General features: G+C 70.0%; 18 protein-coding genes. 8 read left to right on the forward strand and 10 right to left on the reverse strand.

Annotated features, from left to right (window positions below; genetic code table 11):
- Positions 1 to 4: 4 nt before the first annotated feature.
- Positions 5 to 1426 carry a Fe-S cluster assembly protein SufB gene (gene sufB / locus ACZ562_RS27505; RefSeq protein WP_115908850.1) on the reverse strand — a complete coding sequence of 474 codons (1422 nt, stop codon included), beginning with the start codon at positions 1424 to 1426 and terminating at the stop codon, positions 5 to 7.
- Complete coding sequence (locus ACZ562_RS27510) at positions 1423 to 2190, reverse strand: helix-turn-helix transcriptional regulator (protein ID WP_471184245.1); 768 nt, start codon at positions 2188 to 2190, stop codon at positions 1423 to 1425. The genes sufB and ACZ562_RS27510 overlap by 4 nt, the downstream gene beginning before the upstream one ends.
- Before the next feature lie 286 nt (positions 2191 to 2476).
- On the opposite strand from ACZ562_RS27510, the gene ACZ562_RS27515 reads away from it, so the two are divergent.
- The 3 genes from ACZ562_RS27515 to ACZ562_RS27525 are packed head-to-tail and all read left to right on the forward strand — an operon-like array spanning position 2477 to position 5230.
- Positions 2477 to 3400 carry an ABC transporter ATP-binding protein gene (locus tag ACZ562_RS27515; RefSeq protein ID WP_471184247.1) on the forward strand — a complete coding sequence of 308 codons (924 nt, stop codon included), beginning with the start codon at positions 2477 to 2479 and terminating at the stop codon, positions 3398 to 3400.
- Between the two features lie 56 nt (positions 3401 to 3456).
- On the forward strand, positions 3457 to 4173 hold the full coding sequence (locus ACZ562_RS27520) for an ABC transporter permease (RefSeq protein ID WP_471184401.1): 717 nt from the start codon (positions 3457 to 3459) through the stop codon (positions 4171 to 4173).
- 46 nt (positions 4174 to 4219) lie between these two features.
- Entirely contained in the window at positions 4220 to 5230 is a 1011-nt protein-coding gene (locus ACZ562_RS27525; protein ID WP_471184250.1) for a COX15/CtaA family protein, read from the forward strand.
- Between the two features lie 188 nt (positions 5231 to 5418).
- Here ACZ562_RS27525 and ACZ562_RS27530 read toward each other — a convergent pair whose 3' ends face one another.
- From ACZ562_RS27530 to ACZ562_RS27545, 4 genes are all read right to left on the reverse strand, one after another.
- Positions 5419 to 5592 (reverse strand): hypothetical protein, encoded by a 174-nt coding sequence (locus tag ACZ562_RS27530; protein WP_471184252.1) that lies wholly within the window; start codon positions 5590 to 5592, stop codon positions 5419 to 5421.
- A gap of 1 nt (position 5593) precedes the next feature.
- The gene (locus ACZ562_RS27535; RefSeq protein WP_471184255.1) at positions 5594 to 6700 is read right to left on the reverse strand and encodes an amidohydrolase family protein; all 1107 of its coding nucleotides are present in this window, start codon (positions 6698 to 6700) and stop codon (positions 5594 to 5596) included.
- A 155-nt stretch (positions 6701 to 6855) separates the two neighbouring features.
- The gene (locus ACZ562_RS27540) at positions 6856 to 7176 is read right to left on the reverse strand and encodes a hypothetical protein (RefSeq protein ID WP_471184257.1); all 321 of its coding nucleotides are present in this window, start codon (positions 7174 to 7176) and stop codon (positions 6856 to 6858) included.
- 96 nt (positions 7177 to 7272) lie between these two features.
- Positions 7273 to 8241, reverse strand: coding sequence for a heme o synthase (locus tag ACZ562_RS27545; RefSeq protein ID WP_471184260.1), 969 nt, complete (start codon positions 8239 to 8241; stop codon positions 7273 to 7275).
- A gap of 341 nt (positions 8242 to 8582) precedes the next feature.
- Between ACZ562_RS27545 and tkt the strand changes: the two genes are divergently transcribed.
- From tkt to pgl, 5 genes are read left to right on the forward strand one after another with little or no spacing between them, the layout of a single operon-like run.
- On the forward strand, positions 8583 to 10685 hold the full coding sequence (gene tkt, locus ACZ562_RS27550; RefSeq protein ID WP_471184263.1) for a transketolase: 2103 nt from the start codon (positions 8583 to 8585) through the stop codon (positions 10683 to 10685).
- A 33-nt stretch (positions 10686 to 10718) separates the two neighbouring features.
- Positions 10719 to 11837 carry a transaldolase gene (gene tal / locus ACZ562_RS27555; RefSeq protein WP_471184266.1) on the forward strand — a complete coding sequence of 373 codons (1119 nt, stop codon included), beginning with the start codon at positions 10719 to 10721 and terminating at the stop codon, positions 11835 to 11837.
- Positions 11838 to 11841: 4 nt separating this feature from the next.
- On the forward strand, positions 11842 to 13380 hold the full coding sequence (gene zwf / locus ACZ562_RS27560; RefSeq protein WP_471184269.1) for a glucose-6-phosphate dehydrogenase: 1539 nt from the start codon (positions 11842 to 11844) through the stop codon (positions 13378 to 13380).
- Entirely contained in the window at positions 13377 to 14486 is a 1110-nt protein-coding gene (opcA, locus tag ACZ562_RS27565) for a glucose-6-phosphate dehydrogenase assembly protein OpcA (protein ID WP_471184272.1), read from the forward strand. The genes zwf and opcA overlap by 4 nt, the downstream gene beginning before the upstream one ends.
- On the forward strand, positions 14483 to 15265 hold the full coding sequence (gene pgl, locus ACZ562_RS27570; protein ID WP_471184274.1) for a 6-phosphogluconolactonase: 783 nt from the start codon (positions 14483 to 14485) through the stop codon (positions 15263 to 15265). The genes opcA and pgl overlap by 4 nt, the downstream gene beginning before the upstream one ends.
- A gap of 49 nt (positions 15266 to 15314) precedes the next feature.
- Here the strand turns inward: pgl and ACZ562_RS27575 are convergent, their stop codons facing one another.
- The 4 genes from ACZ562_RS27575 to ACZ562_RS27590 all read right to left on the reverse strand — a co-directional run bounded on the left by ACZ562_RS27575 (position 15315) and on the right by ACZ562_RS27590 (position 20241).
- The gene (locus tag ACZ562_RS27575; RefSeq protein ID WP_471184276.1) at positions 15315 to 16541 is read right to left on the reverse strand and encodes an MFS transporter; all 1227 of its coding nucleotides are present in this window, start codon (positions 16539 to 16541) and stop codon (positions 15315 to 15317) included.
- Between the two features lie 79 nt (positions 16542 to 16620).
- A complete protein-coding gene (locus tag ACZ562_RS27580; protein ID WP_471184402.1) occupies positions 16621 to 17451 on the reverse strand; it encodes a carbohydrate ABC transporter permease in 831 nt (276 codons plus the stop codon).
- 86 nt (positions 17452 to 17537) lie between these two features.
- The gene (locus ACZ562_RS27585; protein WP_471184279.1) at positions 17538 to 18905 is read right to left on the reverse strand and encodes an ABC transporter permease; all 1368 of its coding nucleotides are present in this window, start codon (positions 18903 to 18905) and stop codon (positions 17538 to 17540) included.
- 10 nt (positions 18906 to 18915) lie between these two features.
- Entirely contained in the window at positions 18916 to 20241 is a 1326-nt protein-coding gene (locus ACZ562_RS27590; protein WP_471184281.1) for an ABC transporter substrate-binding protein, read from the reverse strand.
- Between the last annotated feature and the right edge of the window lie 16 nt (positions 20242 to 20257).

Below are 20257 nucleotides of genomic sequence, written 5' to 3' on the forward strand. Positions count from 1 at the left end.
GGGCTTAGCCGACCGCGCCTTCCATCTGCAGCTCGATCAGCCGGTTGAGCTCAAGGGCGTACTCCATCGGCAGCTCCTTGGCGATGGGCTCGACGAAGCCGCGCACGATCATCGCCATCGCCTCGAACTCGCTCAGACCGCGGCTCATCAGGTAGAAGAGCTGGTCCTCGGAGACCTTGGAGACGGTGGCCTCGTGGCCCATGGACACGTCGTCCTCACGGACGTCCACGTAGGGGTACGTGTCGGAGCGGGAGATGGTGTCGACGAGCAGCGCGTCGCACAGCACGTTCGACTTGGATCCGGCCGCGCCCTCGCCGATCTCGACGAGACCGCGGTAGGACGTGCGGCCGCCACCACGGGCCACGGACTTCGACACGATGTTGGAGGACGTGTTCGGCGCCATGTGGACCATCTTGGAGCCGGCGTCCTGGTGCTGCCCCTCGCCCGCGAAGGCGATGGACAGGGTCTCGCCCTTGGCGTGCTCGCCCATCAGGTAGACGGCCGGGTACTTCATGGTGACCTTGGAACCGATGTTGCCGTCGATCCACTCCATGGTCGCGCCCTCGTACGCCACGGCACGCTTGGTGACCAGGTTGTAGACGTTGTTCGACCAGTTCTGGATCGTCGTGTAGCGGCAGCGGGCGCCCTTCTTCACGATGATCTCGACGACCGCGGAGTGCAGGGAGTCCGACTTGTAGATCGGCGCCGTACAGCCCTCGACGTAGTGGACGTAGGCGTCCTCGTCGACGATGATCAGTGTCCGCTCGAACTGGCCCATGTTCTCCGTGTTGATACGGAAGTAGGCCTGGAGCGGGATCTCCACGTGCACGCCCTTCGGCACGTAGATGAAGGAGCCGCCCGACCACACGGCGGTGTTCAGCGACGCGAACTTGTTGTCGCCGACCGGGATGACGGTCCCGAAGTACTCCTTGAAGAGCTCCGGGTGCTCCTTCAGCGCGGTGTCGGTGTCCAGGAAGATGACGCCCTGCTCCTCCAGGTCCTCGCGGATCTGGTGGTAGACGACCTCCGACTCGTACTGGGCGGCGACACCCGCGACGAGGCGCTGCTTCTCCGCCTCCGGGATGCCGAGCTTGTCGTAGGTGTTCTTGATGTCCTCGGGCAGGTCCTCCCAGGACTCCGCCTGCTTCTCCGTGGAGCGTACGAAGTACTTGATGTTGTCGAAGTCGATGCCCGACAGGTCCGAGCCCCAGTTCGGCATGGGCTTCTTCTCGAACAGGCGCAGGCCCTTGAGGCGGAGCTTGGTCATCCACTCCGGCTCGTTCTTCTTCGCCGAGATGTCCCGGACCACGTCCTCGTTCAGGCCGCGCTTCGCGGAGGCACCGGCCTCGTCGGAGTCGGCCCAGCCGTATTCGTACTTGCCCAGGCCCTCGAGCTCAGGGTGAGCAGTCTCCGTGGGGAGAGTCATGCGGGGTTCCTCCCGGCCGTGCTTGCAGAAGCGTTGTGACTGTGAAGTTGCTTGGAAATCTTTGGGATGAACGTCGTGCAGACGCCGTCGCCGTGCGCGATGGTCGCCAGCCGCTGGACGTGGGTGCCGAGCAGCTGGGAGAAGATCTCGGTCTCCGCCTCGCACAGCTGCGGGAACTTCTCCGCGACGTGGGCCACCGGGCAGTGGTGCTGGCAGAGCTGCTCACCCTTTTGCGGGAGGGGGGCGCTGCGCGCCGTAGCAGCGTACCCGTCCGCGCTCAGGGCCTTGGCCAGGGCTTCGGTGCGCTCCTCGGGGGCGGCGGCCTCGATCGCCCTGCGGTAGGCGGCGGCCTGTTCGGCGATCCGGGCGCGCGCGAAGGCCACGACGGCCTCGTCCCCGCCGAACCGCTGCTGGATCCAGCGCAGGGCGTCCGCGGCGAGCTCGTCGTAGGACTGGTCGAAGGCGTCGCGGCCGCAGTCGGTGAGCGCGAAGACCTTGGCGGGACGTCCGCGCGTCCGCGCGCCGTAGACCCGCTGCTCGCGGGCCTCCACGACGTCGTCGGCGACGAGCGCGTCGAGGTGACGCCGTACGGCTGCCTGGGTCAGGCCCAGCCGCCCGGCGAGCTCGGCGACGGTCGACGGCCCGTGGTCCAGGATGGACCGCGCGACCCGGTTGCGGGTGGAACGATCCGAGCGCAACCCAGCCGCGAACTCCTCCTGAGGGGCCCCCGTGGGGGTCTCCCGAGCCTCGCCGACGTTTTTCACAACGCCATTGTTGCGTAATTCCTCAGAGCCAGGCAAGCCGCAGCGGCGCGACCGGGCGGTGCGCTGCATCACTTAGGCATACCTAATCTGACCTGGGCGAACGATCTTTGATCGATCAATCGGCGGCGCCTCGGAAGCCCTCCCGAAACATGCCCACACCCCTTCCGACCGGCCCTCTTGTCACCCGGGACACGATCGCCGGCCAGCTGGTGTGCTCAGCCCCGGGAGGAGGAGATCCCGTACCCGCCCGTCTGAGGCGGGGAGCGCGTACCTAGACTCTGGACCCATGCGAAGTGAGCCCGTGGTCCAGGTCCAGGCCCTGGTGAAGCGGTACGGCACGAAGACCGCGGTGGACGGCCTCGACCTGGTGGCGACGGCGGGCGTGACCGCCGTACTCGGGCCCAACGGGGCGGGCAAGACGACCACGGTCGAGACCTGCGAGGGGTACCGGAGGCCGGACTCCGGCACGGTGCGCGTCCTGGGCCTCGACCCGGTCGCGCAGTCCGCCGCGCTGCGTCCCCGGGTCGGCGTGATGCTGCAGTCCGGCGGCGTCTACTCGGGCGCCCGGGCGGACGAGATGCTGCGCCACGTCGCCAAGCTGCACGCGCACCCGCTGGACGTGGACGCGCTCATCGAGCGGCTGGGACTGGGCAGCTGCGGCCGGACGGCGTACCGGCGGCTGTCGGGCGGCCAGCAGCAGCGCCTGGCTCTTGCGATGGCCGTGGTCGGCCGCCCTGAGCTGGTGTTCCTGGACGAGCCGACCGCCGGCCTCGACCCGCAGGCCCGACGCGCCACCTGGGACCTCGTACGCGATCTGCGCACCGACGGCGTCTCCCTGATCCTCACGACCCACCACATGGACGAGGCCGAGCACCTCGCCGACGACGTCGCGATCATCGACGCGGGCCGGGTCATCGCCCAGGGCACCCCGGAAGAGCTGTGCCGCGGAGGCGCGGAGAACACGCTCCGCTTCATCGGCCGGCCGGGGCTGGACGTCGGGTCCCTGCTCAAGGCGCTCCCCGCGGACTGCACGGCCGCCGAGCTGACGCCGGGCTCGTACCGCGTCGTCGGCAGGGTCGGCCCCCAGCTGCTCGCCACGGTCACGTCGTGGTGCGCGCAGCACGGGGTGATGCCGGAGAGGATCTCGGTGGAGCGGCACACCCTGGAAGACGTCTTCTTGGAGCTGACCGGCAAGGAGCTGCGTTCGTGACCACTTTCGGTACGGGCACGTACGCGCCGAGGCCCGGCGCCGCGCCCCTCCCCCGCATGATCGCGGCCCAGGCCGCGCTCGAGACCAGGATGCTGCTGCGCAACGGAGAGCAGCTGCTGCTGACGGTCGTGATCCCGACCCTGCTGCTGGTGCTGTTCAGCACGGTGGACATCGTCGACACCGGCGCGGGCGAGACGGTGGACTTCCTGGCCCCCGGCATCCTCGCGCTCGCCGTGATGTCCACGGCGTTCACGGGACAGGCCATCGCGACCGGCTTCGAGCGCCGCTACGGCGTCCTGAAGCGGCTCGCCGCATCCCCGCTCCCCCGCTGGGGCCTGATGGCCGCGAAGACGGCGTCCGTGCTGGTCACGGAGATCTTCCAGGTGATCCTGCTGACGGTGATCGCCTTCACGCTGGGCTGGTCGCCGCACGGCAACCCCTTCGCCGTACTGCTCCTGCTGATCCTGGGCACGGCCGCCTTCTCGGGACTCGGCCTGCTGATGGCGGGCACGCTGAGGGCGGAGGCCACGCTGGCCGCCGCGAACCTGGTCTTCCTGCTGCTCCTCGTCGGCGGCGGGGTCGTCGTCCCGCTGGACAGGTTCCCGGCCGGTGCGCAGGACGTCCTCGGCCTGCTGCCCATCTCCGCGCTGTCGGACGGTCTGCGGGACGTGCTCCGGCACGGGGCCGGGATGCCCTGGGGTGACCTGGGGATTCTGGCGGTGTGGGCGGTCGCGGGCCTGGCTGCCGCGGGCCGGTTCTTCCGCTGGGAGTAGGCCGGCGACCGACCCTCGTGAAAGCGTGCACAAGCGGCGGCCTACGATGGTGCGCGTGCCAAACGTGACCCGCGCCGACGCCGTAGCGGCCGTGCGCAACCCGCTCGCCTTCATCGCCGCACGCTGGACCCCGGATCCTAGGACGGTGCGGCGGGCGGCCCTCGCCGCGCTCGTCATGTCGGTGGTCATCGTGGTCACCGGTGGTGCCGTACGCCTCACCGGCTCCGGCCTCGGCTGCCCGACCTGGCCCAAGTGCACCGACGACTCGCTCACCGCGACCGGCGCGATGGGCTTCCACGGCGCCATCGAGTTCGGCAACCGCATGCTGACGTACGTGCTGTGCGCCGCGGTCGGCTGGGCGATCATCGCGGCGCGCTCCGAGAAGCCGTACCGGCGCGGCCTGACCCGGCTGGGCTGGGCGCAGTTCTGGGTCGTGATGGGCAACGCGATCCTCGGCGGGATCGTCGTGCTCGTGGGCCTGAACCCGTACACGGTCGCCGCGCACTTCCTGCTCTCGTCGGCGCTGATCGCGGTCGCCACCGTGATGTGGCAGCGCACCCGCGAGGGCGACGGTGAGCCCCGCCCGCTGGTCGGCAGGTCCGTGCAGCAGCTGGTGTGGTTCCTGGTCGCGGCCTCCGTGCTGCTGATCGCGGTGGGCACGGTGGTGACCGGCTCGGGCCCGCACGCGGGCGACTCCAGCGAGGTGGAGCGGATGCCGCTCGACTGGGAGACGGTGAGCAAGCTGCACGCGGTGCTCGCCTGGATCGTGGTGACGCTGACGTTCGCCCTGTGGTTCGTCCTCAAGGCGGTCGACGCCCCGAAGGGTCCGCTGGACCGCACCCGCGACCTCTTCCTGGTGCTGCTCGCCCAGGGTGTGATCGGCTACGTCCAGTACTTCACGGACCTCCCCGAGGTCCTGGTGGGCCTGCACATGTTCGGCTCGTGCCTGGTGTGGATCGCCGTCGTGCGTGTCCTGCTGGCGCTGCGCGAGCGCCCGGAGCCGGAGATCGGCCTGCCGGGCCCCTCGGCCGAGGCGGCGGTCGGCACGCGCGCGTGAGCCGCGTGCGTCATCCGTGCACCGCCACGAGTCCGACGATCGCCGGGCCCGGGCAGGTCCGGATCAGCTCGCCCCCGCACGCCGCCCACGCCTTGGTGGGCGGCTCCCGCCGCTCGTAGGCGCGTGCAGGGCCTCCCGCTCGGAGATCAGGTGTCCGTCCCGCAGGGTCACGGTCGCCCGCGCGAAGGTCATCGGCCCCGGTCGACGCAGACGTCCCGCTTGCACATGCGTGCCCTGGCGACCGAGGGCCGCCGGAAGTCCCGCTGATCGCGTACGACGAAACGCGCCGGGTTCCAGTCCGGCACGGACGGACGCGGTTCGGCCGGGTGCCTGCCGTGCAGCACCCGGCCCGAACTGTACATCTCACTCCAGCCCGTACACCCTGCGTGCGTTGTCCGCCGCGACCAGCGCCGCCACCCGCTGCGCGTCCGCCGGCGACCACGCCCCCTCGTCGACCCAGCCGCCGAGCACCCGCCCCAGGGCCTCCCGGAACAGCCGCGCCCCCACCACGTGCAGCTCGGGCAGGCCGTGGGCCCCGCTGGAGAAGAGGATCTTGCCGAAGGGGGCCAGCTCCAGGATCTCCGCGAGGACGGTGGCGGCCCGGGCGCCGGTGCGGGCCAGGGCGGCGCCGGAGTCGGCGTAGACGTGCGGGAAGACGCCGGCGAGGTGGGCGGCGTGCCGGTGGTAGGGGTAGCTGTGCAGCAGCACCAGGTCCGTGCCGAGGCCGGCGGTCGCACGGACGAAGTCCGTCAGCAGGACCGGGTCGGTGCGGTCGATGCGCAGGCCCGGTTCGCCGAGCCCCGCGTGCAGCTGGAGTGGCAGCCCCGAGGCCACCGCGACCCACAGCAGATGCCTGAGCAGCACCGGGTCGCTCAGTTCCCCGCCGACCCGGCGCCCGGCCAGCCAGCGGGCGGCCGCGCCCCGTACCTCGCCCGGCCCCGGCGGCTCGGGCGCGAGCGCGAGGCCGTGCCGTACTCCCGCGACGGAGGTGAAGGCCACGGCGCTCGCGGCGGCGCCGTGCACCGACTCGGCCAGGTTGGCGAGGAAGGACTCGACGGTGCCGGAGGTGTCGGCGACCTGTTCCGCGAGGAGTTCCAGGCGCACGATCTCGCGGGCGTCGGCGACCGCGGCGCAGGCCATCTCGGCCGGGCCGGTCAGGTCGCCGGGCAGCCCGGTGTCGACCAGGTACGTCGTGATACCGCTGCCGCGCAGCAGCCTCCGGCCCGTTTCCAGTACGCCGAGTTCACGGCGCCGGGCGAGATACCGGGCGGGAGGACAGTGCGGCTCCAGGCCGAGCAGCGGGGGGCACCAGCGGCGTACTGCGAATCCCGTCTGGGTGTCGAACAGGGTGGTGCCGGGCGCGGGCGGGCCCTCGGTCCGGGCCAGCTGGGCCTCGAAGGTGCCGAGGCCCAGCTCCGTTCTCAGTACGCCGTGGCAGTACTGGTCCACGAGGGACGGCGTTTCGATCATCCGGACTCCCCACGCGGTGACTACGTCGCTTCTGCGGGGCCTAACGGGTGAACGGGGTCTGAGGTCGCGGTCCCGTCTCGGGAGTAGGGGTGGTTCGGCGGGTGCGGGCCGACTGCGGCTGGTCGCGCGGTTCCCACGCCCCTTGGGCTAGCCGCTCAGCCGCCGATCTGTATGCCCGCCATCCTCTTCCACTCGTACGGGCCCGTCTGAACCTTCGCCGCGAACTCGCCGTCGAAGTCCTCATGAGTGGTGATGCCCGATTTCCGGACCGCCTTCTCGGCGATCTCGTACGAGGGAGCCACCAGGTCGCCCCACGCGCCGTCCTCACCTACGAGGACGATGCGGGCGCCGCGCTCCCCGATGTACGCGACCTGCCCCTCGGCCCCTCCGTGGGCCTTGGAGAAGGTGCTGATCTGCTTGGCGAGCCGGGTCACCTTGCGCTCGACCTTCGCGTCAACCTGCTGCGTGTCTGCCATGGTCAGGATGCTACCGACGGGTAGAACAAACGGCGACGGGCGGGGTGCGTGGCCTTGACCACGCACCCCGCCCGCCAGGACGTCGTATGAGGAGGACTACCGCAGGAACGGGTCCACCGCGACCGCCACGAAGAGGATCGAGACGTACGTGATGGACCAGTGGAACAGGCGCATCTCCTTGAGCTTGGCGCCCGTCACCTCGGCCTTGGCACGGTTCTGCAGCCCGTGCGCCTCCCACAGCCAGAAGCCGCCGGCCACCAGCGCGACCGCCGTGTAGAACCAGCCCGTGTAGCCGAGCGGCGTCAGCAGCAGCGACACCGCGACCATCACCCAGCTGTAGATCACGATCTGCCGGGCGACCACTTTGTTCGAGGCGATGACCGGAAGCATCGGCACGCCCACGCGCGCGTAGTCGTCCCTGACCTTCATGGACAGCGGCCAGTAGTGCGGCGGCGTCCAGAAGAACATGACCAGGAAGAGGATGACCGGCGCCCACGAAAGGGAGTTCGTGACGGACGACCAGCCGATGAGCACCGGGAGGCAGCCGGCGATGCCGCCCCAGACGATGTTCTGGGACGTGCGGCGCTTGAGGATCATCGTGTACACGACGACGTAGAAGAGCAGCGCACCGAGCGACAGCCAGGCCGACAGCCAGTTGACGGCGAGACCGAACAGCAGCGTGGAGACGACGGCCAGGGTGATGCCGAAGACGAGGCACTCGCGCGGGCTGACCATGCCGGTGACCAGCGGGCGCTGCGAGGTGCGGTCCATCAGCGCGTCGATGTCACGGTCGATGTACATGTTGAGGGCGTTGGCGCCGCCCGCCGAGAGGTAGCCGCCGACGCAGGTGAGCAGCACCAGCTTCAGGTCCGGCACGCCCTGCTGGGCGAGGAACATCACCGGAACGGTGGTGATCAGCAGCAGCTCGATGATCCGTGGCTTGGTCAGCGCCACGAACGCCTTGACACGGGCCCCGAACGGCCGGTGGCTCGGGCTCTGGCTCGTCCCGATAATCCCCGCTGGACGGGATTCAACGGCCGTCACGCACACCCCTGACAGAGACATCCCAGCAAGCCTCCCCGTGTGAGGTCGGGGTAAAGGCTCGCGCGTACCACGCCACTGTAGACGTTGCCCAGACCCGGACATTCGCGGGGGTCGACTCGTGTTGGGCGGCGCTCCCGGAAGAGCCTGACGGGACTCGACTGAGCACTCGGACGAGCGGCTCCGTATTCACTTGCCGAACGCGGAACGGCCCAGTCGGGAGGCGGATCCCGGCGAGTCCCGGCAGTCTGGAATGGCTCGAAAAAGCGGACGTTCCTACGGGGGTAGGCTCGACAGCGGCCGGGGCCCCCAGTGCACCGGCATTTTCGACATGTGTGACATGTGGAGAGGAGCCCTGACCCAGGGTGAGCACCAAGCCGACCACCACAGACCTCGAGTGGACCGAGCTGGACCAGCGGGCCGTCGACACCGCCCGCGTCCTGGCCGCCGATGCCGTACAGAAGGTCGGCAACGGCCATCCGGGTACGGCGATGAGCCTGGCGCCTGCCGCCTACACCCTCTTCCAGAAGGTGATGCGGCACGACCCCGCGGACCCGGACTGGGTCGGACGTGACCGCTTCGTCCTGTCCGCCGGCCACTCGTCCCTGACCCTCTACACCCAGCTCTACCTGGCCGGCTTCGGCCTGGAGCTGGACGACCTGAAGGCGTTCCGGACATGGGGTTCGAAGACCCCCGGTCACCCGGAGTACGGTCACACCAAGGGCGTCGAGACGACGACCGGCCCGCTGGGCCAGGGTGTCGCCAACGCGGTGGGCATGGCGATGGCCGCCCGCTACGAGCGCGGTCTGTTCGACCCGGAGGCCGCGCAGGGCGAGTCCCCCTTCGACCACTTCGTGTACGTGATCGCGGGTGACGGCTGTCTCCAGGAGGGCATCTCCGCCGAGGCGTCGTCGCTGGCAGGCCACCAGAAGCTCGGCAACCTGGTGCTGTTGTGGGACGACAACCACATCTCGATCGAGGGCGACACCGAGACGGCCGTCTCCGAGGACACCGTCAAGCGCTACGAGGCGTACGGCTGGCACGTGCAGCGGATCGCCCCGAAGCCGGACGGCGACCTCGACCCGCACGCCATCTACAACGCGATCGAGGAGGCGAAGAAGGTCACGGACAAGCCGTCCTTCATCGCGATGCGCTCGATCATCGCCTGGCCGGCCCCGAACGCGCAGAACACCGAGGCCGCGCACGGCTCGGCGCTCGGCGACGAGGAGGTCGCGGCCACCAAGCGCGTCCTCGGCTTCGACCCGGCCAGGACCTTCGAGGTCGCGGGCGAGGTTCTGGACCACACGCGCCAGGCGCTGGAGCGGGGCCAGGCGGCCCGCGCCCAGTGGGAGAAGTCCTTCCAGGAGTGGCGGGGCAACAACGCGGAGCGCGCCGCCGAGTTCGACCGGATCAGCAAAGGTGAGCTGCCCACCGGCTGGCAGGAGAAGCTCCCGGTCTTCGAGCACGGCAAGGGCATCGCCACCCGTGCCGCGTCCGGCAAGGTGCTGCAGGCGCTCGGCGCGGTGATCCCCGAGCTGTGGGGCGGCTCGGCCGACCTGGCCGGCTCGAACAACACGACGATCGACAAGACGTCGTCGTTCCTGCCCGCGGACAACCCGCTGCCGGAGGCGGACCCGTACGGCCGCACGATCCACTTCGGTATCCGCGAGCACTCCATGGCCGCGGAGATGAACGGCATCGCGCTGCACGGCAACACCCGTATCTACGGCGGCACTTTCCTCGTCTTCTCCGACTACATGCGCAACGCCGTGCGTCTGTCGGCGCTGATGCACCTGCCGGTGACGTACGTGTGGACGCACGACTCCATCGGCCTCGGCGAGGACGGCCCCACCCACCAGCCCATCGAGCACCTCGCCTCGCTGCGCGCGATCCCCGGCCTGAACATCGTGCGCCCCGCGGACGCCAACGAGACCGCGATCGCCTGGCGCGAGATCCTCACGCGCTACACGAAGGAGTTCGGCAAGGGCGCCCCGCACGGTCTGGCGCTGACCCGTCAGGGCGTGCCGACGTACGAGCCCAACGACGATGCCGCCAAGGGCGGTTACGTCCTGTTCGAGGCCGAAGAGCCCGAAGGGCAGAGCTCCGAGCCGCAGGTGATCCTCATCGCGACCGGTTCCGAGGTGCACGTGGCCGTCGAGGCACGCGAGCAGCTCCAGGCCGACGGCGTGCCGACGCGGGTCGTGTCGATGCCGTCCGTGGAGTGGTTCGAGGAGCAGGACCAGGGGTACCGGGACAGCGTTCTGCCGCCGGCCGTCAAGGCGCGGGTGGCGGTCGAGGCCGGTATCGGTCTGACCTGGCACAAGTACGTGGGCGACGCGGGCCGCATCGTTTCCCTGGAGCACTTCGGCGCCTCCGCCGACGGCAAGGTGCTCTTCCGCGAGTTCGGCTTCACTGCCGAGAACGTGGCCGCCAAGGCCCGGGAATCCCTCACCGCCGCCCAGCGCTGACGCTCATATACGACACGTAGGAGATGTAATTCCATGACAGACGCACTCAAGCGCCTCTCCGAGGAAGGCGTGGCGATCTGGCTGGACGACCTGTCGCGCAAGCGGATCACGTCCGGCAACCTCGCCGAGCTGATCGACCAGCAGCACGTCGTGGGCGTCACCACCAACCCGTCGATCTTCCAGAAGGCGATCAGCGGCGGCGACGGCTACGAGCAGCAGGCCGCCGACCTCGCCGCCCGCAAGGTCACCGTCGAAGAGGCCATCCGCATGATCACGACGGCGGACGTCCGGGACGCCGCCGACATCCTGCGCCCGGTCTTCGACGCCACCGACGGCCAGGACGGCCGTGTGTCCATCGAGGTCGACCCGCGCCTGGCGCACAACACCAGGGCGACGATCGCCGAGGCCAAGCAGCTGGCCTGGCTGGTCGACCGCCCCAACACCCTCATCAAGATCCCGGCCACCAAGGCTGGTCTGCCGGCGATCACCGAGGTCATCGGCCTCGGCATCAGCGTCAACGTCACGCTGATCTTCTCGCTGGAGCGCTACCGCGAGGTCATGGACGCCTACATCGCCGGCCTGGAGAAGGCCAGGGAGCGCGGCCTGGACCTGTCCCTGATCCGCTCGGTGGCGTCCTTCTTCGTGTCCCGCGTGGACACCGAGATCGACAAGCGGCTCGACGCGCTCGGCACCCCCGAGGCCAAGGCCGCCCGCGGCAAGGCGGGCGTCGCCAACGCACGTCTGGCCTACCAGGCGTACGAGGAGGTGTTCTCCACCGCTCGCTGGAGCGCGCTGGAGAACGCGGGCGCCAACAAGCAGCGGCCGCTGTGGGCCTCGACCGGCGTGAAGGACCCGGCGTACAAGGACACCCTGTACGTCGACGAGCTGGTCGCGCCGAACACGGTCAACACCATGCCGGAGGCCACCCTGCTGGCCACCGAGGAACACGGCGAGATCCGCGGCGACACCATCGCCGGCACCTACGAGCAGGCCCGCGCCGAACTCGACGCGGTCGAGAAGCTCGGCATTTCGTACGACGACGTGGTCCAGCTCCTGGAGGACGAGGGCGTCGAGAAGTTCGAGGCGTCCTGGGACGACCTGCTCAAGTCGACCGAGGCGGAGCTGCAGCGCCTCGCCCCTTCGGAGGGCTGAAGCCTTGTCGCCTTTCTCCGGTTCCGGAGCGAACCCGCTTCGTGACCCCGCCGACCGACGGCTCCCGCGTATCGCGGGGCCGTCGGGGCTGGTGATCTTCGGCGTCACGGGCGACTTGTCGCGGAAGAAGCTCATGCCCGCCGTGTACGACCTCGCGAACCGGGGTCTGCTGCCGCCGGGCTTCTCGCTGGTCGGTTTCGCCCGGCGCGAGTGGCAGCACGAGGACTTCGCGCAGGAGGTCCACGACGCCGTCAAGGAGCACGCCCGTACGCCGTTCCGCGAGGAGGTCTGGCAGCAGCTCATCCAGGGGATGCGCTTCGTCCAGGGCACCTTCGACGACGACGACGCGTTCGAGCGGCTGCGGGGCACGATCGAGGAGCTGGACAAGGCACAGGGCACGGGCGGCAACTTCGCCTTCTACCTCTCGGTGCCGCCGCGCTCCTTCCCCGTGGTCATCCAGCAGCTGAAGAAGCACGGTCTGGCGGACCAGACCGCCGGCTCCTGGCGCCGCGCGGTCATCGAGAAGCCCTTCGGCCACGACCTGAAGTCGGCCGAGGAGCTCAACAAGGTCGTGCACGAGGTCTTCGCCCCGGACCAGGTCTTCCGCATCGACCACTACCTGGGCAAGGAGACCGTCCAGAACATCCTGGCGCTGCGCTTCGCCAACACGATGTTCGAGCCGATCTGGAACCGGTCCTTCGTGGACCATGTGCAGATCACCATGGCCGAGGACATCGGCATCGGCGGCCGCGCCGGCTACTACGACGGCATCGGCGCCGCCCGTGACGTCATCCAGAACCACCTCCTCCAGCTCATGGCACTGACGGCCATGGAGGAGCCCGCGTCTTTCGACGCGGACGCGCTGGCCGCCGAGAAGACCAAGGTGCTCGGCGCGGTACGGCTGCCGAAGGACCTGGGGCGCGACACCGTGCGCGGTCAGTACGCGGCGGGCTGGCAGGGCGGCGAGAAGGCGGTCGGCTACCTCGAGGAAGACGGCATCGACGCCAAGTCGAAGACCGACACCTACGCGGCCGTCAAGCTGGAGGTCGACAACCGCCGCTGGGCGGGCGTGCCCTTCTACCTGCGCACCGGTAAGCGTCTGGGGCGCCGGGTGACGGAGATCGCCGTGGTCTTCCAGCGGGCGCCCCACTCCCCCTTCGACCACACCGCGACCGAGGAGCTGGGCAAGAACGCGATCGTCATCCGCGTCCAGCCCGACGAGGGCGTCACGGTCCGCTTCGGCTCCAAGGTGCCGGGCACCTCGATGGAGATCCGGGACGTGTCCATGGACTTCGCCTACGGCGAGTCCTTCACGGAGTCGAGCCCGGAGGCGTACGAGCGGCTCATCCTCGACGTCCTGCTCGGTGACTCCAACCTCTTCCCGCGCACCGAGGAGGTCGAGCTGTCCTGGCAGATCCTCGATCCGATCGAGGAGTACTGGGACAAGAACGGCAGGCCGGCGCAGTATCCGGCCGGTACGTGGGGGCCCGTCGAGGCGGACGAAATGCTCGAGCGAGACGGACGGAGCTGGCGCCGGCCATGAAGATAGACCTGACCGACACCACGGCCAGCAAGATCAACAAGGCGCTCGTCCAAGGCCGCCGCGCCATCGGCACACCGGCCGTCGGCATGGTGCTCACGCTCGTCATCGTCACGGACGAGGAGAACGCCTACGACGCCCTGAAGGCAGCGAGCGATGCCGCGCACGAGCACCCTTCGCGCACGCTCGTGGTCATCCGGCGCGTCTCCCGCTCGCCCCGCGACCGTACGAAGTCCCGCCTCGACGCCGAGGTGCGGGTGGGCGCGGACGCGGGCACCGGCGAGACGGTGGTGCTGCGCCTGTACGGCGAGGTGGCCGACCACGCACAGTCCGTGGTCCTGCCCCTGCTGCTGCCGGACGCGCCGGTCGTGGTCTGGTGGCCGGTCAACGCGCCGCTGGACCCGGCGAAGGACCCGCTGGGCGCACTGGCACAGCGCCGGGTCACCGACACCTACGCCTCCGAGCAGCCGGTGCGGGACCTGACCTCGCGCGCCGGCACCTACTCACCCGGCGACACCGACCTCTCCTGGACCCGCATCACGCCCTGGCGCTCGATGCTGGCCGCGGCTCTGGACCAGGTCACCTGCGAGGTCAAGGCCGTCGAGGTGGAGGGCGAGGAGTTCAACCCGAGCTGCGAGCTGCTCGCGATGTGGCTCGCGGACCGGCTGGACGTCCCCGTGAAGCGGTCGCTGTCGGGCGGCCCGGGGCTGACGGCTGTCCGTATGGACACGAACTGCGGACCGATCGTGCTCGACCGCCCGGACGGTTCGCTGGCGACCCTGTCGATCGAGGGCCAGCCGGACCGTGCGGTGGCGCTCAAGCGGCGTGACACGGCCGAGCTGATCGCGGAGGAGCTGCGGCGGCTGGACCCGGACGACACGTACGCGTCCGCGCTGCGGTACGGGGTGGACCGGCTGAACACGGTTTTGGTGCGGGAGGCTGCCGCGGCACCCGGCGGGGAGCCGACCGCACGAACGGCGGACGATGTTCGGGGGCCGGTGGCCAAAGGAGACGCGGCCGCCGTCCCGGCTCCCGTCGAGACTGCCGCGAAAGCACCGGCGCAGGAGGCGGCGGCCCAGGCCCCGGTGAAGAAGGCGGCGGCGAAGTGAGTACCCCGCAGCTGGTCGTGCACCGTGACAAGGAGCTGATGGCGCAGGCCGCCGCGGCCCGGCTGATCACGAAGATCGTGGACGCGCAGGCCTCGACCGGCTCCGCGTCGGTGGTGCTGACCGGTGGCCGCAACGGCAACGGGCTGCTCGCCGCGCTGGCGGCGGCTCCGGCCCGGGACGCCGTCGACTGGGGCCGGCTCGACGTGTGGTGGGGAGACGAGCGCTTCCTGCCCGAGGGCGACCCGGAACGCAACATCACCCAGGCCCGCGAGGCACTGCTGGACTCGGTGCCCCTCGACCCCGGGCGTGTGCACGCGATGCCCGCGTCGGACGGCCCGTACGGCACCGACGTGGACGCGGCGGCGGCCGGTTACGCCGAGGAGCTGGCCCGTGCGGCGGGCCCCGAGAACCACGGCGCGGTGCCGACGTTCGATGTGCTGATGCTGGGCGTCGGCCCGGACACGCACGTGGCGTCCCTGTTTCCCGAACTGCCCGCGGTCCGGGAGACCGAGCGCACGGTGGTCGGCGTCCACGGGGCGCCGAAGCCGCCGCCGACCCGTGTGACCCTCACGCTGCCGGCGATCCGCGCGGCCCGCGAGGTCTGGCTCCTGGCGGCCGGCGAGGACAAGGCGAAGGCCGCGGCGATCGCCCTGTCGGGCGCGGGCGAGGTCCAGGCCCCGGCGGCGGGCGCGTACGGCCGCTCCCGGACCCTGTGGCTGCTGGACTCGGCGGCGGCCTCCCAGCTGCCGCGGTCGCTGTATCCGCCGGCGTCGCCGTGACTCGGGGGCGGTGGGGCTGTACGGCCCACCGCCCCTCCCCCCGTCCCCATCACCCACTCCGGCGAAGTCGCTGCCGAACTGACGTGTCTGCGGTGGTGCCGGAGGCGTCATCCGGTGCTGGGCTCGGGGAGCGCCAGGCGAATCCGCTGATCCGGAGCAGCAGGGGCGCGAGGACGAAGAGCAGGGCGCCAAGGGCTGCCACCGCGGTCATGGCCGCGCGCAGGCCCGCCGCGCCGGCGAACATCCCCACGTAGGCGGGGCCGAGAAGAAAGCCCAGGTACGACACCGCGGTGACCAGGGAGGTCGCACGGCCGCGGTAGGACTCCTCGACATTGCGCAGGACGACACCCACCAGCGTCGGAAACAGCACGGCGCTCCCGGCCCCGGCCAGCACGAGTCCCATGGCCGCCACGCCGAGCCCGGGGGAAGCCGCGATGACCAGGGCACCGACCGCCGCGGCGCATGCCCCGGACAGGATCAGTGTCCGGGCACGGGCAACGCTCAGCCCGCCCACGGCCAGACGCGTGAGGGCGACCGTCGCGGCGAAGAGGGCGGGCGCGACCGTGGTGAGCATCGGCCCGGCGTGCAGTTCCCTTTGAGCGAAGAGCGCGCTCCAGCTCTGGTGGGCGTTCTCGCTCGCGAGGGCGAGTGCTCCCAGTGTCCCGATGAGCAGCAGCGGGACGAGCCGACGCCTGCTGTCCTGCGGCGTGCCCGCCGCCCGGGCTGCGGAGTGGGTGGCGGAGCCGGTGGGCAGCGCTTTGAACATGACGGCGCTCGCCACCAGGCAGAGGGCCGCCACCGCGACGAACGGGACGGCGAGCGGCCGGCCGGCGGAGGACATCACTCCCGTGCCGAGGCCCCCGAGGACGACACAGGCGGAGAAGACGCCGTGGGCACGGGTGATCACCGGCCGGCCGGCCGACGCCTCGGCCCGCCCCGCCACCGCGTTCATGGCCACGTCGGCTGCTCCGCTGGCGGCGCCGGTCACCGCAAGCCCGGCGACAAGGCTCCACAGGTCCACCGCCGTCAGGACCAAGGTCACCCCGACAATCCCCAGGAGGCCCAGGGTGCCGCCACCGGCCTTCAGCCCCCAGCGGTCGAGTGCTCTACCCGTGAGCAGCATGGCGGGCAGAGCACCTGCACCGATGAAGAGCAGGGCCAGACCGAGCTGGCCGTCGCTGACCGCGGCTTGCTCCTGCACGCCCGGCACGGACGCACCCCAGACACCCCAGAAGGAGCCGAAGACCGCGAAGGCGACGAACGTCGCGATGACCATGTGCCCCCCCATGACTCCGGCGCTGTTCTCGCGGCTGCCGGCGGAATCGGCGCCGGCAGCCCTCTGACCCGAGGTGCCTTCACTTGACCGAGCCGGCCATCACCCCCTGTACGAAGTGCCGCTGGAAGGCGAAGAACACGATCAGCGGGACGACGAGGGAGAGGAACGCGCCGGAGGAAATCACGTCGATGTTGCTGCCGAACTGGCGCATCTGGGACTGGAGCGCGACCGTGAGCGGCTGCGAGCCGCTGTCGGAGAAGATGAGCGCCACCAGCATGTCGTTCCAGACCCAGAGGAACTGGAAGATGCTGAGCGAGGCGATGGCCGGCATCCCGAGAGGCAGAACCAGCCGACGGAAGATCCGCCACTCGCCGCAGCCGTCCATGCGCGCGGCCTCCATCATTTCCCGCGGGATCTCGGCGAAGTAGTTGCGCAGAAGGAACACCGCGAAGGGCAGGCCGTAGGCCACGTGGAAGAGGACGACGCCGGGGATCGTGCCGAACAGGCCCAGCACGCCGAACAGTTTCGCGATCGGAATCAGTCCGATCTGCACCGGCACCACCAGGAGGCCGACCACGATCAGGAACAGCCAGTCCCGGCCCGGGAATTCGAGCCAGGCGAAGGCGTACCCGGCGAGGGCGGCGATCAGCACGATCGCCACGGTGGTGGGCACGGTGATCAGGACCGTGTTCCAGAACGACTGGAGCATCCCGTCGTTGTTCAGCAGGGCGCTGTAGTTGTCGAAGGTCAGCTGTGAGGGATCGGTCAGCGCCTTCCACCAGCCGGTGGTGGAACTGAGCTCCCGCGGCCGGAGCGAGGAGAAGAGCAGGCCGAGCGTCGGTGTCAGCCACAGCAGTGCCACGGCGACCAGGACGACCCGGACCAGTCCGCCCCGCGTCAGGGCGACCAGCCGCGTGGCGAGTCGGCTGCGCGGCGCGGTGGTTGGAGCCGGAGGCGGCACGGGGAGGGCGGTCCGTTCGCCGGCCTGTGTGGTCATCATGGCTTGCTCCTGCGGAAGCGTCGGATGTTGAAGGCCATCGCCGGGACGACAAGGAGCAGGAGCAGTACGCCGAGGGCGCTGCCCAGCCCCTGGTCGGTGCCGCCGCCGAAGGACACCAGCCACATCTGCATGGCCAGCACGTTGGCTTCCTCCTGTACAGGCCCGGGGGCGATGACGTAGACGAGGTCGAAGACCTTCATCACGTTGATCACGAGTGTCACGAAGACGACACCCAGCACCGGGGCGAGCAGGGGTACGGTGATGCGCCGGAAGATGACCCACTCGCTCGCGCCGTCCACGCGGGCCGCTTCCATGACGTCTCTGGGCAAGGTCGCCAGCCCGGCACCGATCAGCACCATGGCGAAGCCGGCCCAGATCCAGAGGTAGGCCGCCATGATCGCCGGGGTGACCAGGCTCGGGCCCAGCCAGTCGACGCCGTTGAACGGCTCGGTGAAGTTCTTCTCAGGCAGCCGGACGGTGTACGGCCCCTCGTCCATGCCGGAGAACTTGAACGATCCGTCGTCCGCCGTGGTGGTGGTGCCGACGACCTTGCCGTCGCGGGCCACTTCCACCGTCATGCCGGGCAGGCCCCGTTCGCCGGTGTCGATGGCGCCGGACTTGCCGCCCCCACCGGGGGTGAAGTCGAGGTAGACGGTTCCGGTGAGCGAGCCCGACTGCTCGGTGGGCTCGTGAGCAGGCTTGGCGGCGGCCGGAAGGGACTTGGGGAGAAGGCCGACGAGACCCAGTTCGACCGGCTTCCCCGGGCGCAGGTTCGCTGCCGCGTATGAGCCGTCCTGCTCCTCCTTCAGTGTCTCTCCGTCACGGGGATGGGCCCCGGGGTAGGACGAGGAGGGGGCGAAGGCGTCGTGAAGGGTGACCGCGGCCGCGTTGAGCGCACCCCGCGCCGGGTCCTGCTCGTACACCAGGCGGAAGGTGATGCCTGCTGCCAGGAAGGAGATCGCCATCGGCATGAAGACGACCATCTTGAACGCGGCCGCCCACTTCAGCCGCTCGGTCAGCACCGCCAGGATCAGCCCTATGCCGGTGACCAGAGCCGGGGCGACGAGTACCCAGACGGCGTTGTTGCGCAGCGCGGTGCGGGTGGCCGGATCCTGGAGCATCTCGGTGTAGTTGTCGGTCCCCACGAACCGATCGCCGGAGGCGTCGAAGAGGCTGCGGACCACCGAGTAACCGATGGGATACACCACGAGCGCGCCGAGGATCAGCAGGGCGGGAAACAGGAACAGCACGGCGAATCGGCGCTGCCGCTTCTTCGCCGCGACGCGCCCGGGGGCGGGCGCCGCTGTCCGGCGGCGGGTGCCGCCCGCGGGAGCGGGCGGCACCTGGTGAGTGTTGCTCGACATCCTGTCGGCCTCAGTCCTTGTAGGCGGCGGCCGCTGCGGCTTCGAGCTTCTTCGCGGTGCCCTTCACATCGCCGGGCGAGCCCAGGAAGTCCTGGAGGATCTTCCACTCGCCGTTGTTCGAGGGACCGCCGAAGGCAGCCGGAGCCTGGTCGGACATGTCGAACCTGGCGGTGTCCCCGGCCTTGATCAGGGAGGCCCCGAGGTCACGGCTGATCTCGTCGGGGTAGGCGGAGCTCGGCACCGTCTTGTTCGGCGAGAGGTAGCCGCCACCGCCGGCCCAGATCGAGCCGGCTTCCTTGCCGGCCAGGAACTCGACGAGCTTCATGGCCGCTGCCGGGTTCTTCGCCTTCTTGAAGACGACGGCGGCGTCACCACCTCCGACGAACGGCGCCTTGCCCCCGGCCACGGCCGGGAAGGGGAAGAGCTTGGCGTCCTCACCGACCGTCTTCTTCAGCGTGCCGGTGATCTCGGCTCCGACGAAGTCACCCTCGTAGACCATGCCCGCCTTGGGCTTGTCACCGAAGACATCAGCCACGGACCCCGGGTACGGGGTGCCCAGGGCTCCCTTCGCGCCGCCGGCGATCAGGCCGTCCCCCTTGAACAGCTTGCCGAGACTGGTGAGCGCCTTGACCACCGTGGGGTCGGTCCACTTGATCTCGTGCTTGGCGAGCTTGTCGTAGTTCTCGGCGCCCGCCTGGGAGAGGTAGATGTTCTCGAACCAGTCCGTGAGCGTCCAGCCGTCCTGCCCCGCGACCGAGAAGCCGCTGAGACCCGAGTCGGAGATGGCCTTGCCGGCCTTCAGCATGTCCTCGTACGTGGTGGGCGGCTCCACGCCCGCGTCGGCGAAGGCCTGCGGGTTGTACCAGACGGTCGACTTGTCGTTCACCTTGACGTAGAGGCCGTAGTAGGTGCCGTCGACGGTGCCGTAGTTCTTCCACACCGAGGCGTAGTTGGCGTCGACCGCGTCGCTCACGTTCTTCGACAGCGGCTCCAGCCAGCCCTTCTGCGCGAACTCCTGCACCACGCCGACCTGCGGGGCCATGCCGACGTCCGGCGGGTTGCCGCCCTCGGCCTTGGCGCCCACCACGGTGGGGAACTTGTCTCCGGTCGAGGTGTACTCGACCTTGGCACCGGTCTTGTCCTCGAAGGCCTTCAGAACCTTGCGGAAGTTGGCCTCCTCGGCGCCGGTCCACACGGCCGCGACCGTGACGGTCTGGCCCTTGAGCTCCTGTGCGCCGCTGTTGGAGCCGGCCTTCTTGCCGTCATCGCCGCCACAGCCGGTCGCTGTCACTATCAGGGCTGCCGTCATGATGGCTGCGGCCAGGGTGCGCTTCATTGCGTTCTCCTTGTGT

The organism is Streptomyces sp. NPDC040410, assembly GCF_055595715.1.